Here is a 1,953-nt window from a genome sequence, read left to right on the forward strand (position 1 = left end):
AAGGTCGGTTCGGCTGCGCGCGGCGATCAACCCAAGGATGCCGCCAGCTCCCCGCATCCTTACCTCAATCGCGAGGGCCCGCGACCTTCCTCCTTCTGCTTCCTCACACAAAACATCCCGACAGCCCCGCACGCCACAACCACACTGGCCATCAGGCAACCCGCCGCCCCACCAAGACCATCTCCCGCTTTGACAAGATACGCAGCGTCCCCGCCCGCGTGCTCGCCACCTCCCGTATCGTCTGGGGGCATCATCTGCTTTGTCACCGTCACCGAAGCCGTTGCAACAAGTTCCCCGACACGGGCCGTTATCACCGTTTTACCCGGAGCATAGGCAACCACCATGCCCTCGGCGTTCACGCTTGCGACTTCCGGCTGGCTGCTTTCCCACGACACATCGCCGTGTACGGCATTCTCGGGAGTAATCGTGGCTTTGAGCTGACTCTTCTCGTCCGGCTTGAGCGCAAGGGAACCCGGCTCGATGGCAAGCGACTCCACGCCTTGTTCGGTTATCTCTAGGCGGCACTGAGCCTTGATGTTCATATCGGCATCGCTTGCAGCTTCAAGAAACACAACACCTGGCTTGAGAGCCGTCACGACAGGGGTGGACTCACCGATAAAGCTGTACGTTTGATTGACGCGCACGCTGTCGACATCGCCACTGATAGTCCAGTTGATGCGGGTGGTTGTGGGGTTCACGGTATCGGCATACGTCGCACTCAGCGCAACGGGCACTTCCTCTCCCACGCCAAGCGCAAGAGCCTTTGAGCTTGCATCCAAGAACAGTGCTGTCGGGTAATTCGTAGCATTACCACCCGTGCGGGCGAGATAGTTTTCAGCACACGCCATGGCAGCAAACGTCCAGCAAGATCCCAATTCCCCCTGGTTGCGCACGGGTGTCATCGTTCCTTCTTCACGCAGGTCGAATCGCGTGGGAAGGCCACTCAACGGAGCCGTCACGCCCAACCCACCCTTGATGCTTGCGGCAACGCCGCCAAAAAGGTCGGCCTGCTCTGTATCATAGGTGATGCCTCCCTGAGTTTTGAGCGCAAGCTCCGCCGACGACTGCGGGGACTGCTCAACCAGCCCGACCGACGCGCAGGCTTCCAAGATATCCTCTTCGGTTGCAGGGGAACGCACGCCTGCCGCATCAAAGAGCAGCGTTTCGGAATGCGTTGTTGTAGCGACATCGTTGGTATAGGCGCGAATGCATGGATAGATGCCCGCTTTCCCCAAGTCGGTGATCGTGTCGCCCTCGATCTCGAAAGCGCGTCCCTCAACTTTGAGAACACCGCTCACCAGGTCGTCGATATTCTGACTGCATCCTATCGAAATCGTACCCCCCGATTCGAGCGGAGACAAAGTTACGTCCACCCGAAACGCTTTCCCCGAAGCAACCACCAGGTCGCTTTTCAAACGGGTAGTATAAAAGCCGCCGTAGCGCTTCTCGCCACTGGCTACGACCTGCTCACCCTCTTCAGTTTTCACGCTGATGGAATAGCGAGCACCTTCGCCGATTTGAAAGGAAACCGCCTCGAGCGTCTCGTCACGCGGTCCATCGTTCACAAACACTTCAGCCGTCGTAAAGGCACCCTTGCCGTCAAGCGTCGAAACCATACCAAAGACATCGTTGCTGTATTGGCGGTTGTAGCTATCGGGCAGATCGTCGGCCATGAAAACGGCAGGGTTGTTACTCATCATGAACGCATCTTCGTACGAAAGGTAGAAATATCCTTGGTCGCCCGCATCGGGACCCCACGAGTTTTTGACGATGAACGCACCATCCTTGAGCGGCTTCGGAAAAACGGCATCCGCATACCCGAAAGCTTTTGCAGCCTCGGGGTTTCCGGTAAAGTTATCCTTCGAATAAGCATCGTCCCAGCCCACCACAGTAACGATATGCCCTCCATCGAAGAGGGTTCCCTCCTTAATCGCCGGGTAGTCGTAATCATTT

The 1,953-nt window shown here is 57.3% G+C and carries 1 protein-coding gene; it reads right to left on the reverse strand.

Going from position 1 to position 1,953, the window contains the following annotated elements:
* Nucleotides 1–59: 59 nt before the first annotated feature.
* A partial coding sequence (locus RR842_RS14455) for a C1 family peptidase (protein ID WP_332730275.1) occupies nucleotides 60–1,953 on the reverse strand: 1,894 nt, incomplete at its 5' end.

This window comes from Gordonibacter sp. (genome assembly GCF_036667095.1).
Taxonomy (GTDB): domain Bacteria; phylum Actinomycetota; class Coriobacteriia; order Coriobacteriales; family Eggerthellaceae; genus Gordonibacter.